Annotated in this window: 19 protein-coding genes and 1 pseudogene; 15 read left to right on the top strand and 5 right to left on the bottom strand. The window is 46.6% G+C overall.

From position 1 onward, the window contains the following. Positions 1-15 precede the first annotated feature (15 nt). The 8 genes from VST71_09945 to VST71_09910 all read left to right on the top strand — a co-directional run bounded on the left by VST71_09945 (position 16) and on the right by VST71_09910 (position 10,711). Positions 16-1,215, top strand: a complete 1,200-nt coding sequence (locus tag VST71_09945; protein MEC4686036.1) for an acetylornithine transaminase — start codon at positions 16-18, stop codon at positions 1,213-1,215. Continuing rightward, the gene (argF, locus tag VST71_09940) at positions 1,212-2,114 is read left to right on the top strand and encodes an ornithine carbamoyltransferase (GenBank protein ID MEC4686035.1); all 903 of its coding nucleotides are present in this window, start codon (positions 1,212-1,214) and stop codon (positions 2,112-2,114) included. The genes VST71_09945 and argF overlap by 4 nt, the downstream gene beginning before the upstream one ends. Positions 2,115-2,165: 51 nt before the next feature. Beyond that, the gene (locus VST71_09935; protein ID MEC4686034.1) at positions 2,166-3,821 is read left to right on the top strand and encodes a ribonuclease J; all 1,656 of its coding nucleotides are present in this window, start codon (positions 2,166-2,168) and stop codon (positions 3,819-3,821) included. A 44-nt stretch (positions 3,822-3,865) separates the two neighbouring features. After that, positions 3,866-4,876, top strand: a complete 1,011-nt coding sequence (locus tag VST71_09930) for a DmsE family decaheme c-type cytochrome (GenBank protein ID MEC4686033.1) — start codon at positions 3,866-3,868, stop codon at positions 4,874-4,876. Next, a complete protein-coding gene (locus tag VST71_09925; protein ID MEC4686032.1) occupies positions 4,873-6,870 on the top strand; it encodes an MtrB/PioB family outer membrane beta-barrel protein in 1,998 nt (665 codons plus the stop codon). The genes VST71_09930 and VST71_09925 overlap by 4 nt, the downstream gene beginning before the upstream one ends. Positions 6,871-6,961: 91 nt before the next feature. Beyond that, positions 6,962-7,801: an ABC transporter substrate binding protein gene (locus tag VST71_09920; protein ID MEC4686031.1), complete on the top strand. Its 840-nt coding sequence runs from the start codon at positions 6,962-6,964 to the stop codon at positions 7,799-7,801. Further along, positions 7,801-8,691, top strand: a complete 891-nt coding sequence (locus VST71_09915; protein MEC4686030.1) for a phosphate/phosphite/phosphonate ABC transporter substrate-binding protein — start codon at positions 7,801-7,803, stop codon at positions 8,689-8,691. Before VST71_09920 ends, VST71_09915 begins: the two co-directional genes overlap by 1 nt. Before the next feature lie 40 nt (positions 8,692-8,731). After that, positions 8,732-10,711: an ATP-binding protein gene (locus tag VST71_09910; GenBank protein ID MEC4686029.1), complete on the top strand. Its 1,980-nt coding sequence runs from the start codon at positions 8,732-8,734 to the stop codon at positions 10,709-10,711. Here the strand turns inward: VST71_09910 and VST71_09905 are convergent. Together VST71_09905 and gatA are read right to left on the bottom strand one after the other, a co-directional pair. Next, the gene (locus VST71_09905; protein ID MEC4686028.1) at positions 10,680-11,339 is read right to left on the bottom strand and encodes a metal-dependent transcriptional regulator; all 660 of its coding nucleotides are present in this window, start codon (positions 11,337-11,339) and stop codon (positions 10,680-10,682) included. The genes VST71_09910 and VST71_09905 overlap by 32 nt on opposite strands. Next, on the bottom strand, positions 11,339-12,784 hold the full coding sequence (gene gatA / locus VST71_09900) for an Asp-tRNA(Asn)/Glu-tRNA(Gln) amidotransferase subunit GatA (GenBank protein ID MEC4686027.1): 1,446 nt from the start codon (positions 12,782-12,784) through the stop codon (positions 11,339-11,341). Before gatA ends, VST71_09905 begins: the two co-directional genes overlap by 1 nt. 102 nt (positions 12,785-12,886) lie before the next feature. Between gatA and VST71_09895 the strand changes: the two genes are divergently transcribed. From VST71_09895 to VST71_09880, 4 genes and pseudogenes are all read left to right on the top strand, one after another. Beyond that, entirely contained in the window at positions 12,887-13,789 is a 903-nt protein-coding gene (locus VST71_09895; GenBank protein MEC4686026.1) for a metal-dependent hydrolase, read from the top strand. A 45-nt stretch (positions 13,790-13,834) separates the two neighbouring features. Beyond that, positions 13,835-15,211, top strand: a complete 1,377-nt coding sequence (gene tilS, locus VST71_09890; GenBank protein ID MEC4686025.1) for a tRNA lysidine(34) synthetase TilS — start codon at positions 13,835-13,837, stop codon at positions 15,209-15,211. A 100-nt stretch (positions 15,212-15,311) separates the two neighbouring features. Further along, positions 15,312-15,911 carry a hypothetical protein gene (locus VST71_09885; GenBank protein MEC4686024.1) on the top strand — a complete coding sequence of 200 codons (600 nt, stop codon included), beginning with the start codon at positions 15,312-15,314 and terminating at the stop codon, positions 15,909-15,911. Continuing rightward, positions 15,877-16,820: pseudogene (locus VST71_09880) on the top strand (radical SAM protein). The gene VST71_09885 and the pseudogene VST71_09880 overlap by 35 nt, the downstream one beginning before the upstream one ends. 6 nt (positions 16,821-16,826) lie before the next feature. Here the strand turns inward: VST71_09880 and VST71_09875 are convergent. Genes VST71_09875 through VST71_09865 form a run of 3 tightly spaced genes read right to left on the bottom strand, consistent with a single transcriptional unit; the run spans position 16,827 to position 18,477 of the window. Beyond that, on the bottom strand, positions 16,827-17,306 hold the full coding sequence (locus VST71_09875) for a metallophosphoesterase (GenBank protein MEC4686023.1): 480 nt from the start codon (positions 17,304-17,306) through the stop codon (positions 16,827-16,829). 14 nt (positions 17,307-17,320) lie between these two features. Continuing rightward, positions 17,321-17,914 (bottom strand): MarC family protein, encoded by a 594-nt coding sequence (locus tag VST71_09870; protein ID MEC4686022.1) that lies wholly within the window; start codon positions 17,912-17,914, stop codon positions 17,321-17,323. Between the two features lie 11 nt (positions 17,915-17,925). Beyond that, a complete protein-coding gene (locus VST71_09865; protein MEC4686021.1) occupies positions 17,926-18,477 on the bottom strand; it encodes a YqaA family protein in 552 nt (183 codons plus the stop codon). 180 nt (positions 18,478-18,657) lie between these two features. Between VST71_09865 and tal the strand changes: the two genes are divergently transcribed. From tal to VST71_09850, 3 genes are all read left to right on the top strand, one after another. Then, entirely contained in the window at positions 18,658-19,791 is a 1,134-nt protein-coding gene (gene tal, locus VST71_09860; protein ID MEC4686020.1) for a transaldolase, read from the top strand. 13 nt (positions 19,792-19,804) lie between these two features. Next, positions 19,805-20,518 (top strand): tetratricopeptide repeat protein, encoded by a 714-nt coding sequence (locus tag VST71_09855; protein MEC4686019.1) that lies wholly within the window; start codon positions 19,805-19,807, stop codon positions 20,516-20,518. Positions 20,519-20,524: 6 nt separating this feature from the next. Further along, the coding region (locus VST71_09850; GenBank protein ID MEC4686018.1) for a cytidine deaminase at positions 20,525-20,693 on the top strand (169 nt) is incomplete at its 3' end.

Genomic DNA, 20,693 nt, shown 5'->3' with positions numbered 1-20,693 from the left:
CTCAAGAGAACCGGCATGGACATAAAGAGACTCCTTGAAGAATCCTCAAAGTATCTGATGAATACTTACAACAGATACCCTCTCATCCTGAGAAAGGGCCGCGGAACCAAGGTGTACAGCGTAGATGGCAGGGAATATCTCGATTTTGTGGGAGGTATTGCGGTTAATATCCTCGGGCACTGCCATCCCAGAGTGGTTGTGGCAATACAGAAACAGGCCCAGAGGCTCCTGCACGTCTCCAACCTCTATCACATAGAACCACAGATTAAACTGGCCAGATTGCTCGTAGAAAACTCATTTGCCGACAAGATATTTTTCTGTAACTCCGGCGCAGAGGCCAACGAGGGGGCAATTAAACTCGCCAGGAAATACGCAAAGGAACATTATGGCGAGGAGCGGTTTGAAATAATCACTGCCTTTAATTCCTTTCACGGGCGAACCCTTGCAACCCTTACGGCAACCGGTCAGGAAAAGTTCCATAAAGGCTTTGAACCCCTTGTCCCCGGCTTCAGACATGTACCCTTCAATAACCTTGAAGCATTAAAGGAAACAATAAGTGATAATACGTGTGCCATAATGCTTGAGCCAATTCAGGGTGAAGGCGGCGTTGTGGTGCCTTCCCCTGACTACCTGAAGGAGATCAGACGAATATGTGATGAAAAGGGCATCCTCCTGATACTCGATGAGGTCCAGACCGGAATGGGAAGGACCGGCAAACTCTTTGCCTATGAACACTTCGGCATAGAGCCTGATATAATGACCCTGGCGAAGGGTCTTGGAGGCGGAGTTCCGATAGGGGCACTGCTTGCCAGAGAGAATGTGGCAGAGGCGTTTGTGCCGGGCAGTCATGCATCCACTTTTGGCGGCAATCCTCTCACAACCCAGGCTGCAATTGCAACAATCGAGACAATCCTTGAAGACGGTATCCTCCTTGAGGAATGCCAGAGACTGGGAAAATATTTTATCAGACGGCTGTCAGGTCTTAAAAATACGTTTTCAAGTATAATAGTGGAAATAAGGGGGCTGGGGCTAATGATCGGGATGCAATTGACAAGGGATTGTGCCCCTATAGTTAAGGCCTGTATGGAAAAAGGGGTGCTGGTTAATTGTACAGCGAACAACACGCTGAGATTTACCCCTCCGCTGATAGTAACGGAAAAGGAGATAGATACGGTGACGGATATAGTTGAAGATATCCTTGCGAGGCTGTCATGAAAAGAGATTTTCTCAGACTGTGGGACTTCACTTCAGAAGAGATCAGCAGTATTGTTGAACGGGCAATCGACTTGAAGGCCGGGGCAGATGCCAACAAATGCCCGTTAATAGGGAAGAGCCTGTGGCTGCTTTTTGAAAAACCATCTACAAGGACGCGGATATCCTTTGAGGTTGGTATTTATCAGCTTGGAGGGCAGTCCATATATATGAAACCTTCTGAAATCCAGATCGGAAGGGGTGAAAGCACCGCTGATACGGCAAGGGTGCTTTCAAGGTATCTTAACGGCATTATTATAAGAACCTTTGAACATACAAAGCTTGAGGAATTTGCCGCCAACTCCGATGTTCCGGTAATAAACGGCCTCAGCGACCTCCATCACCCCTGCCAGGTACTGGCTGACCTTATGACCATAAAAGAGAAGAAAGGGGCACTTGAAGGTATAAAGGTTGCATATATCGGTGATGGAAATAATGTTGCAAACTCCCTTATGGAAGCCGCAGGCAGGATGGGGCTGGTGCTGAATATAGCCTGTCCCGAAGGCTATGAGCCGGACCTTGATATCCTCGAGCAGGCAAGGAGCGGCAAGGGAGAAATTATTATTCTGAGAGACCCGAAAGAGGCAGCAGGCAGGGCGGATGTTATATACACCGATGTATGGGTAAGTATGGGGCAGGAAGATAGTGCTGAAAAGAAGAAGAGAAAATTCAGCGCCTACCAGGTTAATTCCTCACTGCTTGCATGTGCAAAAGAGGACGTGATTGTTATGCACTGTCTCCCTGCACACAGGGGCGAGGAGATTACGGATGAGGTCATAGACGGTCCGCAGAGTGTAGTCTTTGACCAGGCGGAAAACAGACTTCACACACAAAAGGCACTTCTTGAAATACTCATAAAATAAAGATTTACCGGGAGTCTTCCGGTAACAGGACTGCATTATTAAACATGCCTTGTGAGTGAGCCACTTTATATAATACCCTTGGGCGGAGTCGAAGAGGTCGGCGGGCTGAACATGACCGTCCTGCAATACGGCAATGACCTTATAGTCGTGGATGCTGGATTGATGTTTCCTGAAGACGAGATGCTCGGCATTGATTTCGTCATCCCTGACTTTACCTATCTTATAGAAAACCGGGAAAAGGTCAGGGCGGTGCTCATAACACATGGACACGAAGACCACACAGGAGCACTGCCTTTCCTCATCAGGGAACTCGGCGGTTCAGTGCCTGTATACGGCACCCCCCTTACACTTGGCCTTCTTAAGGAAAAGCTGTCCGAACACAAGGTTTCCGCTCCCCTCCATACCGTAAAACCCAGGGATACCGTTAAACTCGGTGAGTTCACCGTAGAGTTTATACGTGTAACTCACAGCATTGTTGATGGAGTGGGACTCGGAATCTACACCCCCTATGGACTGATCGTTCATACAGGTGATTTCAAGATTGACCCGACCCCCGTGGATGGCGAGCTGCTGGATTTCCACAAGTTTTCCGAATATGGCGACAGGGGGACATTGCTCCTGATGTCCGACAGTACAAATGCTGAAAAAGGCGGATTCACATATTCGGAAAAAGAGGTCCGAAGGGCCTTTGAAGACATATTTTCCGCTGCCCCCGGACGGCTCATTATTGCTACATTCGCCTCCAACATACACAGGATACAGCAGGTGATCGATGTGGCGTTAAAGTACGGAAGGAAGATAGCCATATGCGGTAAAAGCATGGTATCAAATGCACAGATAGCCCTCGACCTCGGGTATCTCAGGCTCCCGGCAAAGACATGGCTCAGCCTGGATGATATCCGAAAGCTGCCTGACCGGGAGGTTGCTATAATCACAACGGGCAGTCAGGGTGAACCCATGAGTGTTCTGTCAAGGATTGCAACAGGTGAACACAAGACCATCAAGATCAAGCCGGACGACACGGTTGTGCTCTCTGCAAAGGTAATACCCGGAAATGAGCGTTCCATAGGAAAGATTATAAACCACCTCTTTCGCAGGGGAGCAAATGTAATTTATGAAAAGGTCTCGGAGGTTCACGTCTCGGGACATGCATCAAAGGAAGAGCTGAAACTGATGCTCAACCTTGTAAGGCCCAAATACTTTATGCCTGTACACGGCGAGTACAGGCACCTTATCTATCACTCAAAATTAGCTGAGAAGCTGAATATACCTAAAGAGAATATATTTATAATGCAGGATGGCAATGTCCTTGAAATCAACGGTGAAGGGGTGAAAAAGAACGGAAAGGTTCATTCCGGCAGGATATTTATTGATGGAAAGGGAGATATTAAGGATATTGTGCTCAGGGACAGATGGAGGCTCGCCCATGACGGCATAGTCCTTGTAATCATATCAATGGAGAAACCATCGGGCCGCATCACCTCAGGCCCGGACATAATATCAAGAGGATTCATCTTCGAGGAGGCCTCAACAGACTTAATCTCCGAGGCGAGAAGAGTGGTTGCCGAGACAATAACAGGCCTTGATCCCGAAGTGCTCCAGGACCTTACACTTCTGAAGGCCAGGATAAGAAATACCCTGAAGAAGCATATTTACAAGACCATGAACCGGAGACCCATGATAGTGCCTATCATATTTGAAATATGATCTGATATTCTGTAATATTATAATAATTACGAAAAGGGGTCAGAATGAAACACCGGCTATCTGTTATAGCAGTCCTGTTACTCGGGCTGACTGTTCTGTATGCGTGCACTGAACTCAAGAGATCAAAACCCTTACTTCCGCTGAACGAATACGAAAAAATGATAGCCGGACGTCTTGATGCAGAATATGTGGGAACAGAGACCTGTCTTTCTGCCTGTCATGATCATGATGAAATCAAGGCCGCTTTTGATGCAAGCACAATGGGGGCACAACTCAGGAGAGAGTCAGGACTGCCCCTTGTTGACTGCGAATCCTGTCATGGTCCCGGAAGCCTGGCAATCAAGGGCATAACCAGTGAACTCGTTGAGGAAAACAACAAAAAGGGAATCAGGACGGAATGTAATTACAAGACACTGATCGACATTAATAACCTTCCGGCGATTGCAAAAAACCTTATATGTCTTAAATGTCATACTGGTAATGCCACCTTCAATCTCCATGAATGGAATGCCGGTATTCATGCAGTAAACGACGTTTCCTGCTCAGACTGTCACAGGATACACGAAGGCCCTGACCTGAAGGTAAAACCAAAGGATACAGCCACCATGTGTTTTAAATGTCATCAGGATATAATGGCCTACTTTAAGATGCCAAGCCATCATCCAGTACCTGAGGGTAAGGTCTACTGTACTGACTGTCATAACCCGCACGGTACAACATCGGAAAAGCTCCTGAGGAAGTCCACGGTTAAAGAGGTCTGCACGCGCTGCCATGGGGAGAAGGAAGGCCCCTTCCTGTACGAACATGCCGACCTGACAGAGGATTGCCTCAACTGCCACACTCCTCACGGCTCTCCGAACAATAACCTCCTTGTCGTGAGAGAACCGTTTCTGTGCCTTCAATGCCATCAGAGCCATAGAATAAATACTGCCACAGGTGAGCCTAAAAGCATTGCACTGAAAGGCTTCTTCTTTACCAGATGCACAAACTGTCATAGTCAGATACATGGCACGGACATACCATCACCGGGAGGCAAGGGAAGATTCATCCAATGATGAACATCCAACCAGTAATAAGGAACCCGGATGTAGCAAGGGGGTTATGCTTTTATCAGGATATCACCCTCCGTTATCTATATGTCCTTGTGACGTTTGTTGTCCTGACTTTACTCTTTCCGGCTCCTCTCAGGGCCGAAGAAGATCCGGACCAGACATACAGCCCCAGATACTCTCTCGGGATCGGTTATAGCTGGTCCAAACTTGACGGCTCTCAAAGGGTGATAGAATACCAGTCAGGGATCAAATCACCCGCCCTGAGGACAGGGATCGAGGTTTACCCACTGCCACACAGATTCTACCTCGATTTTCTCAGTTATGAAAAAGACGACCTGTACCTCGATACAGGCTATGCATACAGGGAGATTCTGCTCTCAAGGCTGATCATGAGAGAACTCATACATAATCTCGACCACTACAAACTCCCGGATTCCAATCCTGATGAAGTCAAGAGAAAATATGAGGATAGAAATACAGGAGAAACGTATCAGGCAGATACCAGGATAAGCGATTTTTTCTTAAGACTCAAGACCCCGGACTACCCGGTCCATCTCTATACAAGATACTTCAGATATGATAAGGAAGGCGAAATTCAACAGAGGTTTCTCATCGGGACCTTTAATGACATGACTGTAACGTCTCAGGGCAGGCAAATCGATTTCAGGACGGAAGAGTTGATTATAGGCTCCAATGGTCATTTTGGACCTGTAGAGATTGAGTACTCCCACGGAGAGAAAAAGTTTATTCCAAACGGAAACAAGGTTCTTGCAGACCTCTACCCTGCAACCAGTATCAGGCCTGAGGATGTCTATCCACACAACCAGATACCGGAAACACGCACATCCTCTGATTATATAAAGGTACATTCATCTTATACAGGGCGTATTACTGCCTCGGCATCAGTTGGCAGCGTCAGACAGTCAAATCAGGACAGCAGTGTAAAGAGGGATATGATTCTTGGTGCAGGCCAGCTAAGTTATATACCGATGGACGAACTATCATTCTTTCTCAGGTTCAGTTACAGGAATACGGACGAGGACGCTCCTGCAACTACCGTCCTCAATGGTCTCAGCAATGAGCTGACTTATAAAGTGCGTCCACCCCTGGATGTCAGGCGCAGGGAGGTCTCACTGAATATCAGGGCACGACCCTTAAGGGGCATTAATCTTGCGGGAACTTACTCTGTCAGCAGGAAAGACCGCTCTGATACAGAGGAGTGGTTGCTGGCTAACAGGGACACAACGGTAAACACTCTTACCCTTAAAGTCTACGGTACGTTATTGAAGGGAGTAAAGTTCAGGACCCGTTATAAATATAGTGACCTTAAGAATCCGGTCTATAACACAGAACCGGACCAGTCCCATGAGCTCAATCTCTATACAAGTTACTCTCCATTTCCTGGAGTATTGACCGTTCTGACTTATAACCTTAAAAAGGACCAGAGGGACCACCTCAGATTCGTTAACACCGCCGATGATATTGTATCCGAGGTGGGACAAAGAAATAATACCACCCATAATATATTCGGCCTCCTCATGCTCACTCCGGGAGAAAAGACATCCCTTACTCTGGGATGCGGATACTACAAAAATAATCTGAGACAGTCACTGCTGTACTCCACATTTTTAGGCGACGGCTCTTCCAGTCCCGGTGACCCCATTATAGAAAACGGCATTCCTTATAGTGACGAATCAACATCGTACTCTATCGGCATCACTCACCAGATCAACGACAGGACGGATATTTCTGCCGACATCGGACAAACACATTCAAAGGGGAAATTCCGGACCAACAATCCACTGTCTGAAGATATTGCCTCGTTCTCCATGCTCAAGGTAACAGAGACTGATGTCTCCATCAGGAGCAGCTATGCAATAATCAACGGCTTTGGTATAGAGACATTATTGGGCCTCAGAGACTATAATGACAGGATTGACGACAATAACGATGGTAAATTCTACCAGGCAATCCTGATTCTGACAAAGAGGTGGTAAAATAAAAAGGCTGATTCTATCAATCCTGATTCTTCTCTCAATCCTCTCAAGCACTCTTCATGCTGCTACAAAGGAGAAGATTATTGCAGGTGTGGTCTTCTCAGGCGACCTGCCCTTTTACAGGGAAATACACGAGGAACTCGTCAGGGAACTGTTTGATAAGGGCTACGACCAGAAAATTCGGTTTATTGTACAGAGACCCAACCCTGATACACTTGCGTGGAGCAATGCCATAAGAAAGGTAATCGCCTATGACGCCTCCCTCATAATCGTTTACGGTTCCGGAGCTGCCCGTGCTGCACTGTATGAATCTTCCTCCATTCCAATTATTTATGCTGCGGTATATGAACCTGAAAGGTCAGGTATAAAAGGAAAAAACATAAGAGGAGTTGGCTACAAGGTCCCTGTATCAAGCATCATCCGCTATCTGAGGAAGACCGGGGACATCAAAAAAATAGGGGTATTATACTCAGACGCTGAACCCAGCACCAAAACCCAGTACAACGATGTAAAGGATGTATGCAAAACTTTATCACTTGATGTTGTGGAAATACCTATAAAGAGGCCAGGCGAGATTGGTGAAAGGTTAAGGCTCTTATCCTATGACAGCCTCTTGCTTACAAGCAGTGCACTTATAAATAAATATTTTCCGGATTACATTCTGATCTTCAGAAAAAAGTCTGTTCCATTGGTCACAGTCATGGATGGACTTGAAGAATATTCTCTCATAACACTTTCCAGTGACCCCCGCAAGCAGGGTGCCATACTGGCAAAAAACCTCATCCAGTTCATAAACAACAGGGACATAAACAGCATTAAAAATACTGCCCTCTTAAAAAACTCCCTCACATTCAACATGAAACTCGCCATAGAACTTGGACTGGATATCCCTATAGAACTATTAACGGAATCAGACAGGGTGATAAAATAATGGCGAGATTTATTGCCATAGCTGCACTGCTCTGTTTGATCCTCTTCACTCAAACACTCAGGGCCAATGCAGAAGAGAGGGAACTGCTGATAGGACTCATCCCCGAGCAGAATATATTCAAACAGATAGAGAGATATAAACCCCTTGCCGGGTACCTTTCGGCAAGGACGGGGATAACGGTCAGGCTGACGATACTCAGCCGCTATGGTGACATTATAGACAGGTTTGTTCAGCGGGGACTGGACGGTGCTTTTTTTGGGGACCTGACAGGCGCCCTCGCCATCGAAAAACTCGATATAGAGCCGCTTGTGCGCCCTGTAAATTTAGACGGATCGACATACTCCTATGGTTATATAATCGTAAGGAAGGATAGCGGGATAAGGACTGTCGCCGATATGAAAGGAACGGTGTTGGCCTTTGTGGACAGGGCAACAGTGACAGGCTATCTTTTCCCTCTATCCTATTTCAGATCTCACGGGGTGAAAAACCTGAATGATTTCTTCTCGGAATACTACTTTACAGGCAGCCACGATTCCTCCGTCTATGCAGTACTTGATGGAAGGGCTGATATAGGCTGTATAAAAAATACCATTTACAATAATCTCGTCTCACGGGACCCAACGATCAAGAGTGAACTAAGAATCATCGCAAAATCTCCCCTTATGCCTGAAAGCACATTATGCCTGAGAAAAGACCTCCCGGAAGATATGAAGAAGATGATAAAAGAAGTGCTTCTGACAATGGACCGCAACGAAGAGGGGCGAAAGATTCTTGCAAAACTGCGGGCAAAGCGATTTATCGAGGCATCCGTTGAAGACTTCAAACCCGTTTATGAAATGCTGAAAACACTCGGAGAGGATATAGAAACATACCAGTACAGGGTCAGATGAAAGAAAACTTTTTCAGTTTTTTAACTGCCGGAGCCCATAGATGCGCAAAAAAATAACGCAATATCTCTTACTCATCTTTCTGCTTTTCGCCCTCAGCGGAGGGATAGCAATTACGGCATTATCTCAGGTCACAAGAGACCTGAAGAGCCTTATAACCCTCCACAAGGTTGAGATTATACGCCAAAACCTCGTAATCAATCTGCAGACAGTACAGACCAACCTCTACACTATAGGGACATCTTTTGGTACTGACCTGGATGTAATCGTTGACAACGTCAACTCCCTTGATAAGGCGGTTACCAGATGCACGGGATGCCACCACAGCAGGGCCCTTACCAGAAAACTCATCAGTTTGAAGAGATTTACCGAGAAATACAAGGAAGCGCTCAGCGCCTTCATAACTACCACAGCAAACCCCGAAAGGGTAAAGAGACTCCAGATGGTAACAGCTGATATAGGAGAAATGCTGTTGCAGAACACACGGGAGATGGCCTTTATCACCAACCAGAAACTCAAGGAAAAGTCCGGAACGGCCTTGCGTAAAGTTGAACGCATAAAACAGATCCTCCTTGCGAGTCTCCTGGGTATAATGCTGACCGGAGGTATTATAGCAGTCAACCTTACAAGCGAGATACTCAAACCCATAAGGGAACTCTCCGATGCCGCAAGAGAGGTTGCCTCAGGTAACCTCGGTTATACCATAGATTCTTCCGACACCACTGAGTTTGGACATCTTGCCAGGGTATTCAATGAGATGAGCCTCTCTCTGAAAGAAGGCCATGAGAGGAATATGAACTACATGATGAGGCTAAGCGGATTATACAGACTGACCCTTTCCTTCCATATGGTAACCAATAAACAGGATATCATAAGGGAGATGGTATTTGGTGTTGCCGAGATCATCAGGGCGGAAAAAGTTCTTGTATTTTTGTATGACAGGGAGAGAGACAGGTATGCTTCGGCTTTTCCAGCCTATGGCTTTACTGACAGCGATGTTGAAAACTGGTCGTATGAGCCCTCTTTCATAAACAGTCTTTATCTCAAAAGCAATAAACGGTCCATAATCATCCTCCCCGAAGATCATGTAACAAAACAACTCCTGCTGAGAGAAACCGACAATATCCGCAACCTGGCTGTAATATGGCTGAAACAGAAAGGAATACTTACAGGTTTTCTGATGACCATCAATAAAGAGGGTGCAGACTTTGTTGAAGAAGACATACGGCTCCTCAGCGTAATTGCAAATAATTTCTCGGTTGCCATGGATAACGCCCAGTTGTACAGGGATCTGCACACCCAGATGCAAAAACTTAAGGATACACAGGAACAGCTTGTACAGGCGGCCAAACTTGCTGCTATCGGCGAACTTGCCGCCAATATTGCCCATGAAATCAATAATCCCCTGACAAGCGTACTCGGATATGCGGAACTCATGAGGGAGGAAGAGGATATTGAGAGCATCATGCGGGATCTTGAGATTATCGAATCCGAATCTCTCAGGGCAAGAGATATTGTCCAGCAGTTACTGGAATTCTCAAAAAAATGGCCTCTCAAAATCAGCAAGGTTGATATAAACAGGCTACTTAAAGAGGTAATCGACCTTATCTCTCTCAACCTCAAGGATTCCGAAATAAATATAATCGAGGACTTTTCGCAAATACCCCAGATAAGTGCAGATGCAAATCAGCTCAAGCAGGTATTCCTCAACCTGATCAACAACGCCGTACAGTCAATGCCGAATGGCGGCACTCTCAGCATCAGTACAGCAAAGATGGATACTTCAGTAATGATCGAGGTCTCTGACACAGGCACAGGCATTCCCGACAACGTAGCCCAGAAGATATTCGAACCCTTTTTTACAACCAAAAAGGACAGGGGGACAGGACTGGGGCTTCCCATAAGTTACAGGATAATCAAGAAACACGAAGGGAAAATAGAGGTTAAAAAGAGGGTGGATAAAGGGACAACCTTCAAGGTAATATTGCCGGTCAGGTTATCTTCTTTACAAATATCTCCTTAGCAATATCTATATCAATTGCAACAGTGGTTTCATCAACTTGAACCACCACTGACGGCCATTTCTGAAGGAGCTTTAATTTGGAACCGGCATTTATGCCTATGGAATTCAACCGGTTAAGACGTGAAGGATCTGAAGGAACGATATAGACAATCCTGCCCCTTTGACCCACTTCAAAATCAGCAAGCCTCATAACCAGTGGTTCCACATCTACCCTGTATTTCTTGCAACATTCCCCTCTTGGAATGGGCTTGTCGTGAGGACAAGTGGGGGGGTGGCCAAGAAAGGTACAGACGCTGTCAGTCAGTTCCTTGCTAAGAATATGTTCCATCCTGCAGGCATCCTCATGAATATATTCCTCTTTCATCTCAAAGACATCCGCAAAAAGCCTCTCGGCAAGCCTGTGTCTCCGCACCACGCCCCTGGCAATCTCTCTGCCTTCGGGAGTGAATTCCACGTTTTCCCCGTCAACGGTGATGAGGCCCCTCTTCTGCAGTTCAGCAATGGTCTCATCTATCCCTTCATCATCAGAACAACCCTTGAGACGTTTGAGCCCACCCTTTTCCTCTTCTTCAAGAACCCACAGGAGTTCCAGCGCTTCTTCCAATCTTTCCTGTTCCATCTTTTCCATTACAGTCCCGGCCTCTTCTTATGCCAGTCTGTTGACTGCTCATAGGCATATGAAACCCTCAAGACAGTCTCCTCATCAAAATGTTTCCCGATAACCTGAAGCCCGACGGGAAGGCCTTCAGGTGTATATCCGCAGGGGATGGATATTGCAGGAACACCTGCAAGATTAATGGATATGGTAAAGATATCACTGAGGTACATCTGTAATGGGTCCGAGACCTTGTCGCCAATTTTGAAAGCAGCAGTGGGACTTGTAGGCGTGACTATGACATCAACCTCTTTAAACGCCTCTTCAAAGTCCCTCTTTATAAGTGTCCTCACCTGCTGGGCTTTTTTGTAATAGGCATCGTAGTACCCGGCTGAGAGGGCGTAAGTGCCGAGCATTATCCTCCGTTTCACTTCAGGGCCGAAACCCTGAGCCCTTGTCTCCATATACATATCAATCAGGTCTTTACCATCAGCCCTGAATCCATATTTCACACCGTCAAAACGGGCAAGATTTGAGCTTGCCTCAGATGTGGCGAGGATATAATAAGCAGCAACTGCATACCCGGTGTGTGGCAGTGATACCTCAACAATCTCTGCCCCGAGCCGCTCAAGCACTCCTATGGCGTCCTTGACACACTGCTCCACTTCGGGGTCAAGCCCTTCTATAAAATATTCCTTCGGCACCCCGATCTTCAGTCCCCTGATCTCACGGCCAAGTCCTGCTGTAAAGTCAGGTACCTCAACAGGTACGGATGTGCTGTCCCTCGGGTCATGGCCTGAGATGACGTTTAGAAGGAGGGCTGCGTCCTTTACGTTTTTTGTTATGGGTCCGATCTGATCAAGTGACGATGCAAAGGCAACAAGGCCGTAGCGCGATACCCTTCCATATGTAGGCTTGAACCCTACCACACCACAGAAGGCAGCGGGCTGCCTTATGGAGCCACCGGTATCAGAGCCAATGGCACCCAGGCACACATCTGCCGCCACAGCAGCAGCAGACCCCCCGCTTGACCCTCCAGGAACCCGCTCCAGGTCCCAGGGATTGTGTGTTACAAAATATCCTGAGTTTTCAGTGGAAGAGCCCATGGCAAACTCGTCAAGGTTTGTCTTGCCAAGGAGGATGTAGCCGCTCTGGAGGAGCCTTTCGGTCACAGAACTCTCATAGGGAGGAATAAAACCCTCCAGTATCTTTGAAGAACAGGTTGTCTGAATCCCTTTTATGCAGATATTGTCTTTTATAGCGAGTGGAATACCGGAAAGCAGGCCTCTTTTTTCAGATCCCTTCAGGTCTTCCATCCGGTCATATGCCCTGTCCCTCGTTAAAGAGAGGAAAGCCCTTACCCTGTTATCAACGGCTTCAATCCTGCTGAATACAGAGTCGAGCAAATCCCTTGAAGATATTTCTCCCTTATCTAATAAATCCAGTGCTTCAGAGATGCCAAGCCTGAAGAGTTCCAATTAGCCCCCCATCTGAAATTAGTGTTATTGTGGTATTAATTATATAGTCTCAATAAAGAAGTTTGCAAGTTTTACACCTGCTGAATTAAACTATCTGTAAATATGGATCCTGCAACTCATATCCTCACAGGTACGCTACTGTCCAGGTGCTTTCCAAAAAGGAAGGCAGCTCTTGCAACGCTTATATTTGCAGCCAATGCCCCGGACCTTGATTATATAACATACCTGTGGGGAGCGGATGTCTTCCTGAGGTATCACCGGGGGGTTACTCATGGCATAGGGGCTCTTATACTCTTTTCCCTGCTCATGGGATTTCTGATGCACGGAGTCTTCAGAAAGGGATTTATTTTCTTCTCGGTGATATCATTTGCAGGTTATGTCAGTCATATCATCCTGGACCTCTTTAACCGCTATCCTGTAAGAGTCTTCTCTCCCCTCGACTGGTCAAAATACTCCATAGACCTCCTCTTTGTCATTGACCCCTATATTACAGGGACACTCCTGCTGGGTGTTATACTGACCATGAAGAAAGAGAACATGAGACGGCTGATAGCTGTGGCAACGATGGTCGTAATGTCCCTCTATCTGACCGGCAGGTTCTATCTCAAGGGACTTGCCGAGGATTTTCTCAGAACACGCATGGACGAGTATAACTACCACCTCTTTCCGCTGCCAAACGACTTTTTGAGATGGTGGTTTATCACTGATTCAGGAGGCGTATATAAAGTTGGGACTGTTGATCTGTTTACAAGGAGGGTCAGCGTTGATGATAAGTTCATTTATTCAGAGGAGGCACCCGAGATAAAGGAATCAAAGCAGTTGCGGGTTGTAAAAAACTTCCTCTACTTCTCGAGATTCCCGCTGCCCGAGATAAAAAGGAAAGGGGACGAGACCATTGTAACCTGGCGTGAACTCTCATATTCATTCCTCCCCGGAGAACATTTCATTGCAAGGGTAAAGTTTGATAAAATGGGAAGGGCCGTGAAGGAGTATATTAAATTTTAGGCATGTCCTCCGGAATAAGATTGGAGGATTGGAGAGGTTGGAGGATTGGATATACTGAAAAAAGTAAACACGACAATCAAAAAACACTCCATGCTGAAAGGCGGAGAACGGGTACTTGTCGGTCTCTCAGGCGGGCCTGATTCGGTCTCCCTCCTGCACATACTGAGTGAACTGAGGGAAGAGTGGAGACTCTCCCTTGATGCCATTTATGTTGACCATGGTCTGAGGCCTGAAGAAACCCCATATGAGATTGACTTCTGCACTGAACTGACAGAAAGGCTGAAAGTCCCCTTCAGTGTTAAAAAAGTGGATGTGAGGGAATTTTCGGATAAGGAGAACCTCAGCATACAGGAGGCTGCGAGACATCTCAGATACCTCGCATTTGAGGAACATGCCTTTCAGATAGAGGCCGACAGGATTGCAACAGGACATAATGCCGATGACCAGGCTGAAACCCTTGTCATGCGGCTTTTACGAGGGTCCGGGCCAAAGGGTCTCTCCGGTATACCGCCTGTCAGGGGACCGATCATAAGACCTTTGATCATGGTGGAACGAAAAGAGATCGAGAAGTATTTGGATGAGAAGGGCATTGGGTTTGTTATTGACACATCGAATCTGAAGCAGGATTATCTACGCAACAGATTGAGGCATGAAGTCATTCCGCTCCTTAAAAAGTATAACCCGAATCTAACCGGGACCCTCTGCAGGACAGCCAACATCCTCCGCGAGGAGAATGAGTATATGGAGATCGCAGTAACAAAGTCCCTTATGAGGCTTATAAGCCGTAAAACAGGCGATAAAATAGAATTGTTCATTTCGCCCCTTGAGAATATGGAGAAGGTTATCCTCAGGAGGGCTCTCATCAGGGCTATTGAAGAAACAAGGGGGTTGCGGGGGATAGGCCTTGAACACATTGAAGAGATTATATCCCTTATAAGGACAGGCTCAAGTGGTTCAAGGATTTACCTGCCGGGGGGAATCCGCGTTATAAAGGATTACTCCACGTTGATCATTACCTCGGCAGCACCTCAAAAACTGGGTGAGCATGTATTAGAGGTTCCGGGAGAAACAGTATTGAAGGAGGCCGGTCTTGTTCTGATATCGAGTGTCAGTAATGACTCAACCAGTACAGGGGATGGAAAAAAAGAGGCTGTTTTTGACTTTGACATGCTCCGTTTTCCGCTAAAGGTGCGTTCAAGGCAGGCAGGAGACTTTTTTTATCCCTCCGGGTTTGGAAAAAGAAAAAAGCTGCAGGACTATTTTGTCGATGAGAAGGTGCCGAGAGATGTGAGAGATTCTGTTCCATTGCTTCTTTCAGGAGAGGATATTATCTGGGTGGTTGGATACAGGATGGACGACAGGTACATGATACGATCCTCAAGTGCGAGGGCACTGAAGATAACCGTGAAGATGGCAAAATAGAATCAGCCTTAAAAGGTCTGATACAGTGTGTTTTGTGGTATAATTTCATCAGGAGTTTATCTTGTTTTATAAACCATGTTGTCCTGAAAGGAGGGGGGGTATGAAAGAGGTTGAGACAAGAGAGGCCATATCCGGAATTCACGGGATGAGTCAGGGACTTGAGGAGGCCATATCTCTCCTGTATAATGCATTCATCTATAACAGGGATACCTTTCTCGATGAAGCCGAAGCTATCATCAGAGGGGTGCAGGAGACTGAAAAAGAACTGACTGATGAGTTGATTACAGCCTCAAAGTCAGATGATACTGCGCGTCTCTTCTCTCCCATTCCCTCCCACCTGGCGAGGATGGCCGGCAATTTTGAGCACATAGCCCGTTCCATAAGGACAAAGGTGCGGGAGAGCATACTCTTCAGCGACAAGGCAATCTCGGAGCTCGGGTTTCTCTTTCAGAGGACCAGGGAAATATTAAATACCACAAGCGACCTGATACTTGCCAGAAATACATTTATTGCAAATTATATAAAGAAATCAGAGCTGGAAATCGAGAGGACAGCCAATCAATTTGCCACACTCCATGAGGAACGGTTAATCGAGGGACTCTGTCTTCCGAAGTCATCAGGTCTTTACATTGTCATGCTTGATTCAATAAAGCGTATTGCCTGGAATGCCAAAGAGATTGCCCAGAAACTCACAAGATGATTTCATCCCTGCCTATCTGAAGCTTACCGTTGAGGAGATTGACAAGAGGATAGCCCGGGCCGATGATATACTCACTTCCTGCAGACTCTGTCCGAGAAGTTGCGGTGTGAACCGTAAGGAAGGAGAATATGGTTTTTGCCGTACAGGGGACAAACCCGTTGTCTCAAGCTGGGGGCCTCACTTTGGTGAAGAGAGGCCCCTTGTGGGCAGGGAAGGCTCAGGAACGATATTCTTTACCAACTGCAACCTCGGATGTCTCTTCTGTCAGAACTATTCCATAAGCCATCTTGGTGAGGGCACTGAGGTAAGTTTTGAAAGGCTTTCATCCATTATGACAGACCTGCAGTCCCGGGGTTGTCATAATATCAATCTTGTCACTCCAACACATCAGGTCCCCATGATACTGAAGGCATTAAGGATGGCAATGGAAGGGGGGCTATGTATCCCGATTGTCTATAATACCGGGGGTTATGAATCTGTTGAGACCCTCGGAATCCTTGACGGGATAGTTGATATCTATATGCCTGACTTCAAGTATTCAGACCCTGAAATGGCCAGGAGATATTCCGCTGCCCCGGACTACCCGCAGGTTGCCAAAGAGGCAATAAGGGAGATGCACAGACAGGTGGTGACCTTGTAATCAACAAGGAAGGGATTGCAGAGCACGGCCTGCTGATAAGGCACCTGGTTATGCCTGAAGGAATTGCCGGTACCGAAGAGGTTGTTAGATTTATAGCCGAGGTGATATCACCCAACACCTACACAAATATTATGGACCAGTACTACCCCTGCTATAAGGCATTTGATCACCCTCCCCTGAACAGGAGAGTAACATCAGAGGAGTACAGGGCTGCAATCGAGGCAGCCATACGGGCAGGGCTCAGGAGGATTGTCGGGGTGACATGCTGACATCTGCTAAAGAGATATAATCTCACCTTCCATTTTATTTATATCAACTACTGCAATTGTTGCATTGCCATAGAGCCAGTGACCTGCCTCTCCCGGGTTTACCATCAGTGTATTGTTAATCTTTTCAATCTCTGCACGGTGTGTATGACCATAAACTATCAGGTCAAAATGTCCACTTGCAGCAAGGTCATCAACAAGGTCAGGCTCATGCATCACCACTATCCTTTTCTCCGAGAACGTGAACTTATGAGGCTGACGGTGGATCCTGCCCCTTGAACGGTCCCTGAGCAGGAGCCTGTCTCCGTCGTTATTTCCATAGATACCGACAAAGTCCGCCTTCAGCCTTTCAAAGGGTTTTAAGGAAAAGGGGGATGTGAAATCCCCTGCATGAACAACAAGGGCAACCCCTCTTTCATTAAAGACAGATACAGCCTGCTCTATCCTGTCTACATTATCATGGGTATCAGATATCAGTCCGACCAACATAAAATCCTCCTGAATCAACGCATCCTTATTGTGTTTTCAATGCCAATCCTGATCATCATAACCGCTATGGAGGCAAGGAGTATGGCCATCAGCTTGGAGAGGGCCATCATGCCGTTCTTTCCAAGATAGCGCGTTATAATTATTGAATTACGGAAAAAAAGCCATACGATAATGAGGTTCAGCAACAGGGCTGTCACGGTCAGGCCGACACCGTAATGTTCAATCAGTACAAGTAATGTGGTAAGCACCGCAGGGCCGACTATAAGGGGCACTCCAATGGGAACCACCCCTACCCCTTCATCAACAACCCTTTTTCTTTTATAATCGCTCCTGACTACTTCAAGAATTGCTATCACCAACAGGAGAAGCCCCCCTGCTATCTTGAAATCATCCACTGTAATGCCCAGTAGTCTGAATATCACCTCGCCGACTGCCACAAACCCCATACTTACCAGGAAAGCGGTGAGGAGAGAAAGATTAATAACCCTCTCTGTTTTCTTCTGTGGCAGCCCGGCTGTATATGCCATAAAGAGGGGCAACAGAGCAAATATGTCAACAGCTACAAAGATGGGGATAAAAGTATTGGGTAAGTTCTTTATATAAGACATGATTGAAGTCATCATTTTATGAACCTTAAAACAATGAATCCACCAACCAGGATAGCGGTAAATCCGTATGTAAGCAGGTTAAAATATTTGTCAATAAAATTTCTGATATGTTTGCCGAAAAGATAGATTAATCCGCCGACAAGAAAGAACCTTGCACCCCTGCTCAGGAATGAGACCACCATAAAGACCGAAAAATCCACCTGAAAGAAACCTGCAGAGATGGTAAACACCTTGTACGGGATCGGCGTAAACCCGGCTATCGCAATCGCCCATGCCTCATAGTCCCGGAAATAGGTCCTGACCATATCGAATGTCTCCTTACTCACATAATGAAAGAGGATGCCCTGACCAACGGACCAGAATTTCATCCCTATAAAAAAACCCAGGGCACCTCCGATAACAGAACCGACCGTGCAGACCGCTGCATAGTAAAAGGCCCTTTTGCGCAATGAAAGGCTCAGGGCAATAAGGAGCACATCAGGGGGGACAGGGAAAAAGGATGATTCGGCTACGGCGAGCAGAAAAAGGGCTGGAACACCATAGGGTGTCTCTGCCCAGTGCAAAACCCAGTCATAAAGCCTCCTCACTATCTTCACAATATTAATAATAAACAAAACGAATTAGAATTACAAATATCACCCTCTTTCCCCTCCATATTGACTCCGAAAAATGATAAATGCTAATTTAATGCATTGCTCTCTGCATCAGATGATGCCATCAGCTTCTTTAAGGGGAGGACAAAAATGAACAGCAGTCCGCTTATAACGCTTCAGAAATACGGCCAGAGCTTCTGGTATGACAATATCAGCAGGGGAATTCTGAAATCAGGGGAATTGAAGCGGATGATAGAGGAAGAAGGGCTCAGGGGTGTAACTTCAAACCCCACAATATTTCATAAATCCATCCAGTCCGGCAATGACTATGATGAACAGCTCCATCAGCTGCTCGGCAAGGAGACCTCTGAAAAAGACCTGTTTTATGCCCTTGCAATACAGGATATCGTTGAGGCCTGCGAACTGCTTATGCCTGTTTATGAGGAAAGCAACGGATTGGACGGATATGTGAGCATTGAAGTTGACCCTCATCTTGCATATGATACTGAAGGGGCTGTCAGGGAGGCATCGGAACTCTTTGAGGGGATAGGAAAGCCGAACCTTATGGTAAAGGTTCCGGCCACAAAAGAAGGCCTTCCAGCTGTTGAAGAACTCCTCTGCCGCGGTTACAACATCAATGTCACACTCCTCTTCTCTGTAAAACGGTATAAAGAGGTGATAGACGCCTATATGAAAGGGCTCGAGAGAAGGGTCTCGGAAGGCAAGCCTGTTGACAGGGTTGCCTCTGTTGCAAGCTTCTTTGTGAGCAGGGTGGATACCCTTGCAGATAAACTCCTTGAGGAAAAAATGAAGATGGCAGGGGATGATGACGAAAAAGCGAGGATAAAATCCCTTATGGGCAAGGCAGCCGTTGCAAACGCAAAGATAGCCTATCAGCTCTTTAAAGATGCATTCTCTTCACAGAGATTTTTTGTTCTGATGGAAAAAGGGGCAAAGATTCAGAGATTGCTCTGGGGCAGCACAAGCACAAAGAATCCGGCATACCGTGATGTCCTGTATATTGAAGAACTTATAGGTCCAGGCACGGTCAATACAATGCCCGATGCCACCTGGAGGGCTTTTAAGGACCATGGTAATGTTGACCGGACTATTGACGCGGACATCGAGGCTGCCCTGGCAAGCATCCGGTCAATAGAGGATCTGGGTGTCAGCATTGACCGGGTTACAGGGGAGCTTGAGGATGAAGGAGTAAGGCTCTTTACCGAATCCTTTGATGCACTGCTTAACCTTATAGCCGAGAAAAAAAGGACCGGGACCTGTTAACCTTAAAACTATCATGAAAACCTGGATTGTAATCATACCTGTTACCCTCTTCTTCCTCATCTCCTGTGCAACGCCATCAAGGCAGGCGAGACAGAATGAGGCAAAGGCTCATTTTAAACTCGCCATATCTCACCTGGAAAGAGGCCAGATGCAGGCAGCCTTTGTAGAGCTACAGAAGAGCGTAGAACTTAAGCCCGGGAATAAAAGGGTACATAATGCCCTTGGTATCGTATACCGTTATTTCGGCAATACGAAAAAAGCTGAAGAGGCTTTTAAGACGGCAATCAGTATAGATCCGCAATATTCAGAGGCATATAATAACCTCGGTGTGGTTTATATGAGGACAAGGCAATGGGACAAGGCTATCGAGGCATTTCGGAAGGCCCTGGATAACCTGCAGTATCCTACGCCGGAAACGGCCTTTACCAATCTTGGGAAAGTTTATTACAGGAAAGGTGAGTTTGACAAATCGATACGCGCGTACAAAAAAGCCATCAATCGGGCACCGGGCTATAATGCCCCTTATTATGGATTGGCACTCTGCTACAATGCCCTGGCCAGATATGGTGATGCCTCTGAGGCACTTACCGAGGCCATCAAACTTGATTCCGTTTTTAAAGGAGACAGGGAGAAGGCGGAAAAAGAGCTGATCAGACAGAAACTGAAGGCTGTTGATATGGATGAGGAACAGGATTATATCAACCTGCTCGAAATTCTCCGTTACTGAAAAAAGATGGAAACAAACAGGTATATGGAGCGGCTTTACCGTGAGGCCGCAAAGGCCATGAAGAATGCGATTGCACCATACTCCGGGTTCCGGGTCGGGGCAGCACTGCTCACCACTGAGCATAAGATATATACCGGCTGCAACATGGAAAACCCCTCCCTTATGCTGAGCGAGT

It is taken from the genome of Nitrospirota bacterium, from assembly GCA_035873375.1.
Taxonomy (GTDB): Bacteria; Nitrospirota; Thermodesulfovibrionia; order Thermodesulfovibrionales; family JdFR-85; genus BMS3Bbin07.
Note: the sequence above shows the minus strand (reverse complement) of the source record. Positions and strands in the feature narration are given on the sequence as shown.